A 6,657-nucleotide genomic window follows, 5' to 3' on the forward strand; every position below is an offset into this window, starting at 1 on the left:
TGCCATCCGCTCCCCAGGGCCCCGCAGGCCTCGATCACCCGAACATGCACATGGAGGAGGCGTCGTGGCCCAACGGCCCGCGCGCAAGACCGGTACCGCACGCGTCGTGCGCACCGAACAGCTGACTCCGCACATGGTGCGGATCGTCCTGGGCGGTGAGGAACTGGCCGGGTTCACGGCCGACCGCTTCACCGACCACTACATCAAGATCCTCTTCCCGGCCGAGGGGGTCACCTACCCGGAGCCCTGGGACATGGGACACATCCGATCGGCGTTCCCGCGCGAGGAGTGGCCGCGCAACCGGGTCTACACCGTACGTGCCTGGGATCCGGACCATCTGGAGCTGTCGGTGGACTTCGTCGTCCACGGCGACGAAGGCCTCGCCGGTCCGTGGGCGGCCCGGGTCCAGCCGGGCGAGCGGGTGTACTTCCTCGGCCCGGGTGGTTCCTACACACCCGATCCTGCGGCCGATTGGCACCTGCTGGCCGGGGACGAGAGCGCACTGCCGGCCATCGCCACGGCCATGGAGCGGATGCCCGAGGGGGCCACCGTGCACGCCTTCATCGAGGTCTCCGGCCCGGCGGAGGAACAGAAGATCGTGACGGCCGACGGTGTTGCCCCGGTCTGGCTCCACCGGGGCGAGCGCCCGATCGGCACACCGCTCCTGGAGGCGGTCTCCTCGCTCGCCTTCCCCGAAGGCACCCCTCAGGTCTTCGTCCACGGAGAGGCCGGCTTCGTCAAGCAGCTCCGCCGCCACCTCCGCAAGGAGCGGCAGGTCCCGCGCGAGCGCCTGTCGCTCTCCGGGTACTGGCGTCAAGGCCAGAGCGACGAGGCTTGGAGCGCCATCAAACGGGACTGGCACGCGCAGGTCGAGACGGAACAAGAGGCGTAGCCGGGCGGAAGCGGAGCCGTCTCGTACTTTCGGCTGAGGCAGTTCACGGGAAGCGGGAGCCCAAGGCCATGTGGATCAAGGCCCTTTGGTGGGACAGGCCGCCTGTTCACGCACCGACATCGTGAAGACCGTTCTCGTCCTTCACCACGCCTCAACCTGAGGTTGGAAAAGGCTCATGGTGTGCGCCACGCCAATCCACCGCTACGGCCCGCGCAGCCCCATGGCCTGCTCGGCCTGCCGCAGCCGCTGACCGCAAGGACGGACCAAATCGTTCGGATCCGCCGTGGCCAGCGGACCGCCCTGTCTTTGTCTCATCCCCACAAACCAGCCGACGCGGACTGACAGGCGCCTGCCGCACCCGGATCGAAGGACTCCTCACCCCCCAGACGCTACCGGGGCCTGGTCGGCTGCAGGACCGGGACAGCGGCCTCGGGTTGCGGATCACGCAGAGTTTCAGACACAGCTGAGTCGGTCCACCCAGGTCACCAAAAGGCGAACCAGGGTCAGCATTCGTCCTGGCACACCCTGTCACGAACCGCCACACCTGAGAATCGTGCTGGAGGCGCCGACCGGCTTCTGGCTTCGTTCAAAGGCGTTGAGAACGCGTAGAGGTCCAGGCCTCGCCTCCTCTCGGCGAACCCCGGACCCATATCTCGAACACTCACATAGTCATCGCACACGCCCCCGCGGCTTCAGGTGAGTTGGGGGAATCTCGGGGGCCGGGATCGGGGGTCCGTCGTAGCCTTTGACCTCGCCGAATCGGGTTCCGTTCATCCAGTCCTCGCGGGCCTGAACGACCTCTTCATGACTCCTGGAGACCCAGTTCCAGAACCATTGGATCTCAGAGCATTTCCGCAGGTCAGAGCGTTACGAGTCGCCGGAAGTCAGCAAAAGTCAGCATCAGCGCCTCCCTCAGCGGCACGTTGGCACCGAAACATGACCAGGTTTTCCCAGCGGCTCACCCCTCGCAGCGAGCGTTCATGGGACCTCGAACGGTGAGCCCAGCACCGCTCGCTGTAAGCGCCATCTATATCTCGATCGTCGGCGTGGACGTGGTCCCCCCCTACTACAAGGTGAAGTACACCGCCGAGCGGATGCTGGAGGCATCCGGCCTGGGCGTGACGATCCGCGTCCCGGACATGGGCGGCCCCGAGACCCACACCCTCCCCGACCTGGTCCGTACCCACCTCGCATACCGCGGCTCCCGCCGCCCGGTCCTCCCGGTCCCCTTGGCGGGCAAGGCCTACGCCGCCTTCAGGCGCGGCGGCAATCTGGCCCCGTCCCACGCCGTGGGCAAGGGCACGTTCGAGGAGTTCCTGGCCGCGGCCGGGAGACGGGGGTAACGGGCGGCGCCGGCCGGGGATCGGGGTGGGGGTCTTGGGGTCCCTCACCTCCCGCCGAGCAGCGCCTCCCGGGCCGCGTCGCGGGCCGACAGGCGGGCGCCCTCCAGGACCGCGTCGCCTCCGAGGGTGGTGGCCCTGACCTCCGTGGGAACCGGGGTGAGGGCCGACAGGCGGGTGGCGACGCGGGCGGCCAGGGCGGGGCCGCCCGCGAGGCCGAGTTCGCCGCCCAGGACCACACAGCCCAGGTCGAGCACCGCCGCCACGGCTGCCGCGCCCAGGGCGAGCCGTTCGGCCAGGGCCTCCAGGAAGGCTTCGCCAGCAGCGCCCGCCACCGCTTCCTCCACCGGCCCCGCGAACCCATGCTCCGCCGCCAGTGACGCCACCGCCTCGCGCCCGGCGAGGGCGTGGAAGCCGCCGCCGCAGTCGGTGGCGGAGGGCAGACCGGCGGTGCCGGGTACGGGCAGGAAGCCGATCTCGCCCGCTCCACCGGACACGCCCCGGCGCAGTCGGCCGTCCAGGACCACTGTGGCGCTGACGCCCGCGCCCAGCCAGAGCAGCACGAAGGAGTCGAGGTTCCGGGCGACGCCGCAGCGCTGCTCGGCGACGGCGGCGAGGTTGGTCTCGTTCTCGACCAGGATCCGTGCGGGTAACTCCCGCTGGAGCGCGGCCACCAGTTCCCGGTGCCAGGCCGGCAGGCCGCTGGTGTCGCGCAGTTCGCCGGTCGCCGGGGACACCAGGCCGGGCGCGCCGACCGCCACGGTGTGCAGCTCGGCCGCGCCCACCTCGCGGGCCGCCCGGCGCAGTTCGGCCACGGCCGCCTCGGGCGCGTCCACCGGAAGCGGGGTCCGGGTGAGGGGCTGGCCGATCAGGTCGGTGACGACCGCGGTCGCGCTGTCGGTGCGTACGTCGAGGGCGGCGAGGAAGGCGCGGCGGGCGACGATGCCGTACAGGCGGGCGTTGGGTCCGCGCCGCTGTACGCCGGACTCGCCCACCACCTTGATCATCCCGGCCGCCGCGAGCCGGTCGACCAGGTCCGCGACCGACGGCCGCGAGAGGCCGGTCAGCATCTTGAGCTGGGCGGCTGTCAGGGGGCCCTGGTCCTGGAGGAGCCGCAGCGCCAGCCGGTCGTTGATCGCCCGGGCGGTGCTCGGCGAGGCCGGGGAGGGGGCGGGAACCGTTGGGGTCACGGGGTCATCCTAGGCGGCCGGATGGACGGAAGATCGAACACCCTCTAACTATCAGGAGAGCTGCCTGATAATTTACGACCCATGACGACGACCGGGGAACACGACCTCCCCCCGCGGCAGTTCCGCCGCGCCCGCCCGTCCATCGCGGTGCCGGCCAAGGTGGAGGCACTGCGGTCGGAGGCAAAACGCCTGGTCGCGCGCGGCTGGCTGGACGAACCCGCGCCGGGCAGGTTCATGCTCGCGAAGGCCGCGGCCGCGCGAGGCGGCAAGTCATGAGCAGGGTCATCGACCAGCAGACCATCGCCTCGGAGCTGGTGGTGCGGCGTTCGTAGTCGCGTGCCAGGCGGCGGGTGCGCATCATGTGGGCGAAGAGGCGCTCGACGATCCACCGCTTGGGCAGGACCACGAAGCCGCGCGTGTCGTCGCTGTGTTGGACGATCGCGAGGACCAGGGCGAGCGGGGCCAGGCAGTACTCGACGAGGGGGCCGGTGTGGCCGCGTCGGCCCAGACCAGGGCGAGGCGGTGGTGCGCGTCGGTCACCCGCTCGAGCAGGGCCCGGGCGGCGGCGCAGTCGCCGGTGTCCGCGGCGGTGACCATCACCCACAGCAGCAGGCCGAGGCTGTCGACCACGACGTGCCGCTTGCGCCCGTTGATCAGCTTGCCGCCGCCGAAGCCGCGGCTGTCGGAGCCGACGACGGCATCGCTTTGACGGACTGCGAGTCGATCACGCCGGCCGTCAGCTCCGCATCCCGCTCCTCCCTCTCGAGGATCCTTGCGCGCAGCCGGTCGTGGAACTCCTTGATCAGGGCGTGGTCGCGCCAGCCGGGCAGCGGCCGGACCACGGCCCACTCCGCGTCCGTCATGTCCGAGGGATACCGCCGAACACGTTCCGGGTGATCGGCCGCGTTTCCGAACCGGTGAGCGACACAGGCACACGTCGGTGCAGGCGAGTTGAACTCCACCGGCGCGAACACGTACAACTGCGGCAACAGGGTCTCCTGGATCTCGGTTGGCTTCGCAACCCCGAGCTACCAAGGGGCCCTGCCTTCATGCCCGCGACCAGCTGCCACCACCCGATCGAGACTCCCGTTCGACACACCCCCCTCAAGATCGGAACGACAACGGGCCAGCCACAACGCCGTGCTGATCCGACCGCGCTCCTCGGCGACGACGACTGCCCGGGCCACATCGGTCACTTCCGCCGCCAGGACGGCGATGCCGTCCGGCACGGCCGCGTACCCGGCAGGGAACTCCTCCGGCAGCTCGGTGCGCCAACTCTCCGGCAGGGCCGCGCGGGAAGTGTGCAGGACGCGGACGAGGAGCGTGTCGAGTACGCGGTCCACGGCGTCCGAACACGCCTGGGCGCCGTACTCGGACGCGGCGGCCTGGCCAACTGCCGCCGGATGTCGGGCCGGAACCGGTAGCGCAGATCGGAAAGGGTCTCCATCCCCACATCCACGGCCTCGTCCAGCACTCGAGCTGCGGCCTCCTCATCGATACCGGCGGCAGCGGCGGCGATCGCCGCGCTGACGGACGGCCAGCCGCCGCAGGCCGTGAGTCGGCAGAGGCGTACGGGCTCGGGCCCGAGGAGGTCGACGTAGTACTGGCCGTCTGGAAAGCGCTCGCGCCTCGACCGCGAGCCGGAGCGCCACCGAAGTGGTGCCACTGCCCGTGGGCCCCGACCGCAGCGCGACCCGAGGCCACCCCTTCCAGGGCCGGTCGGCCTCACGCAACAGCCGCTTGAGGACGCTCGACGAGCACCCGGCCCCTTCTCCCGGGGTCAGCTGATCGGCTTCTCCCAGACGGAGACGTGCTGGGCGCTGTCCTCGGTGAAGGGCAGGCGCGTCCAGCCATCCCAGCGGTCACGCAGCCGCAGGCCGGCGAGCTGGGCCATCAGGTCCAGCTCCGCGGGCCAGACGTAGCGGAAGGGGATCGTCCTGGCTTCGCCGTGGCCATCTTCCGCGATCTCGATGTAGTGGCAGGTCGCGTCCTGGGTGACGGTGTCGTAGACGGTGTAGGCCCACTCGCGCGGACCGGTGCGGAACGGGACGATGTTCTGCCCGGCCGGGATCTTGCGGAGCTCCGGGACCAGCACCTCGACGACGAAACAGCCCCCGGGCGCCAGGTGCTCGGCGGCGTTGCGGAAGCAGGCGACCTGGGCCTCCTGGCTCGTCAGGTTCATGATGGTGTTGAAGACGAGGTAGGCCAGGGAGAAGGGCCCATCGGCCGTCGTGTCCACCGTCGTCCCGGCGAAATCGCCGATCGACACGCCGATCCGCTCACCGCCCGGCTTGGCGCGCATGCGGTCCACCATCGCCCTGGACATGTCGATGCCGTGAACCGGGACGCCCCGCCGGGCCAGCGGCAGCGCGATGCGCCCCGTCCCGATTCCCAGCTCCAGGGCCCTGCCGTCCCCCGCGAGTTCCGCGAGGAGATCCACGGTCTGCTCGATGACCTCCTTCTGGAACTGGGGTCCCTGGGCATCGTCGTACCGCTCTGCCACCTGCTTCGAGAAGTGGCCGTCCGCATCGGTCATCAGCCGACCGTATCGCCTCCGCGGCGGAGGAACCAGGCCCTCGCGGCTGCCCGTTCGGTTGGCTGGCGCGCCCCTACTTCACCGGCTCCAGGATCGCCACGCACTCCACGTGGTGCGTATCGCAAACATGTAGAGCCAAAAACAGGTTAAAGAAAACCGCAGGTCAGCGGGGCGTAGGGCGCAAAACGGATTTAAGATCAATGTGCATTGCGTGCGTGCGCTATGGGCGCTACGTGCGACCTCTGACGCACACCCGAAAGGCATCTGGGGCTCTGCGCCGCCGAGAATCTCGTCGTATGGCATTCGAAATGCCATACTTGCGTCATGGCTGACGACGACACCAACTTCCCTCCTGTCGACGGCCCTACCAGTGGAATCTCCGTCTCCCTGACCGCCGGTACTCTGCAAGCGATCCGTGAGCGGGTCGGCAAGCGGGGCGTGTCCGCCTACCTGGAGAGGGCCGCGCAGCGGCAGATCGAGCGCGACAACCTGGACGAGCTGATCGCCGACTTCGACAAGACTCACGGCCCCACCGACCCCGAGGCCGTCGCCGCCAAGCGGGCCAAGCTCACCGGCGGCGCCTCTTCCGACGCCGGAGCGGCCGCGTGAGCGGCGCGCTCATCTAGATGATTGATTCCGTGGTCAGTGGTCGTAGGCGGTCAGTGATCGGATGACGGGTCCGCCGGTCTTGTGGTTGTG

General features: G+C 69.9%; 10 protein-coding genes and 1 pseudogene. 5 read left to right on the forward strand and 6 right to left on the reverse strand.

Features of this window, described 5'->3' with window-relative positions; all coding sequences use genetic code 11:
- Positions 1-64: 64 nt before the first annotated feature.
- On the forward strand, positions 65-892 hold the full coding sequence (locus tag MTF69_RS09795) for a siderophore-interacting protein (protein ID WP_243332603.1): 828 nt from the start codon (positions 65-67) through the stop codon (positions 890-892).
- Positions 893-1,561: 669 nt separating this feature from the next.
- Here MTF69_RS09795 and MTF69_RS09800 read toward each other — a convergent pair.
- Positions 1,562-1,735: pseudogene (locus MTF69_RS09800) on the reverse strand (pirin family protein); the annotation flags it as partial.
- 152 nt (positions 1,736-1,887) lie between these two features.
- Between MTF69_RS09800 and MTF69_RS09805 the strand changes: the two are divergent.
- A complete protein-coding gene (locus MTF69_RS09805) occupies positions 1,888-2,235 on the forward strand; it encodes a hypothetical protein (RefSeq protein ID WP_308401385.1) in 348 nt (115 codons plus the stop codon).
- Positions 2,236-2,279: 44 nt separating this feature from the next.
- On the opposite strand, the gene MTF69_RS09810 is transcribed toward MTF69_RS09805, so the two are convergent.
- The gene (locus tag MTF69_RS09810; RefSeq protein ID WP_243332605.1) at positions 2,280-3,422 is read right to left on the reverse strand and encodes an ROK family transcriptional regulator; all 1,143 of its coding nucleotides are present in this window, start codon (positions 3,420-3,422) and stop codon (positions 2,280-2,282) included.
- An 81-nt stretch (positions 3,423-3,503) separates the two neighbouring features.
- On the opposite strand from MTF69_RS09810, the gene MTF69_RS09815 reads away from it, so the two are divergent.
- Entirely contained in the window at positions 3,504-3,698 is a 195-nt protein-coding gene (locus MTF69_RS09815; protein WP_243332675.1) for a hypothetical protein, read from the forward strand.
- Here MTF69_RS09815 and MTF69_RS09820 read toward each other — a convergent pair.
- Genes MTF69_RS09820 through MTF69_RS09830 form a run of 3 tightly spaced genes read right to left on the reverse strand, consistent with a single transcriptional unit; the run spans position 3,655 to position 4,285 of the window.
- Entirely contained in the window at positions 3,655-3,783 is a 129-nt protein-coding gene (locus tag MTF69_RS09820; RefSeq protein WP_308401387.1) for a hypothetical protein, read from the reverse strand. The two genes, MTF69_RS09815 and MTF69_RS09820, sit on opposite strands and share 44 nt — an antisense overlap.
- Positions 3,780-4,052: a hypothetical protein gene (locus MTF69_RS09825; protein ID WP_243332606.1), complete on the reverse strand. Its 273-nt coding sequence runs from the start codon at positions 4,050-4,052 to the stop codon at positions 3,780-3,782. Before MTF69_RS09825 ends, MTF69_RS09820 begins: the two co-directional genes overlap by 4 nt.
- A gap of 23 nt (positions 4,053-4,075) precedes the next feature.
- The gene (locus MTF69_RS09830) at positions 4,076-4,285 is read right to left on the reverse strand and encodes a hypothetical protein (RefSeq protein ID WP_243332608.1); all 210 of its coding nucleotides are present in this window, start codon (positions 4,283-4,285) and stop codon (positions 4,076-4,078) included.
- A 186-nt stretch (positions 4,286-4,471) separates the two neighbouring features.
- Here MTF69_RS09830 and MTF69_RS09835 point away from each other — a divergent pair, with 186 nt between their 5' ends.
- Positions 4,472-4,846, forward strand: coding sequence for a hypothetical protein (locus tag MTF69_RS09835; RefSeq protein ID WP_243332609.1), 375 nt, complete (start codon positions 4,472-4,474; stop codon positions 4,844-4,846).
- Positions 4,847-5,202: 356 nt separating this feature from the next.
- Here MTF69_RS09835 and MTF69_RS09840 read toward each other — a convergent pair whose 3' ends face one another.
- Positions 5,203-5,958 carry a class I SAM-dependent methyltransferase gene (locus MTF69_RS09840; protein ID WP_214934443.1) on the reverse strand — a complete coding sequence of 252 codons (756 nt, stop codon included), beginning with the start codon at positions 5,956-5,958 and terminating at the stop codon, positions 5,203-5,205.
- A 324-nt stretch (positions 5,959-6,282) separates the two neighbouring features.
- Here MTF69_RS09840 and MTF69_RS09845 point away from each other — a divergent pair, with 324 nt between their 5' ends.
- The gene (locus MTF69_RS09845; protein WP_243332613.1) at positions 6,283-6,567 is read left to right on the forward strand and encodes a hypothetical protein; all 285 of its coding nucleotides are present in this window, start codon (positions 6,283-6,285) and stop codon (positions 6,565-6,567) included.
- The last annotated feature ends 90 nt before the right edge of the window (positions 6,568-6,657 follow it).

The sequence above is a fragment of the Streptomyces sp. AP-93 genome (assembly GCF_022808175.1).
GTDB lineage: Bacteria > Actinomycetota > Actinomycetes > Streptomycetales > Streptomycetaceae > Streptomyces.

Coding starts and splice junctions, on each gene's coding strand:
- MTF69_RS09815 (WP_243332675.1), top strand. CDS start 3,504: ATGACGACGACCGGGGAACACGACCTCCCCCCGCGGCAGTTCCGCCGC.
- MTF69_RS09820 (WP_308401387.1), bottom strand. CDS start 3,783: ATGATGCGCACCCGCCGCCTGGCACGCGACTACGAACGCCGCACCACC.
- MTF69_RS09830 (WP_243332608.1), bottom strand. CDS start 4,285: ATGACGGACGCGGAGTGGGCCGTGGTCCGGCCGCTGCCCGGCTGGCGC.
- MTF69_RS09835 (WP_243332609.1), top strand. CDS start 4,472: ATGCCCGCGACCAGCTGCCACCACCCGATCGAGACTCCCGTTCGACAC.
- MTF69_RS09840 (WP_214934443.1), bottom strand. CDS start 5,958: ATGACCGATGCGGACGGCCACTTCTCGAAGCAGGTGGCAGAGCGGTAC.
- MTF69_RS09845 (WP_243332613.1), top strand. CDS start 6,283: ATGGCTGACGACGACACCAACTTCCCTCCTGTCGACGGCCCTACCAGT.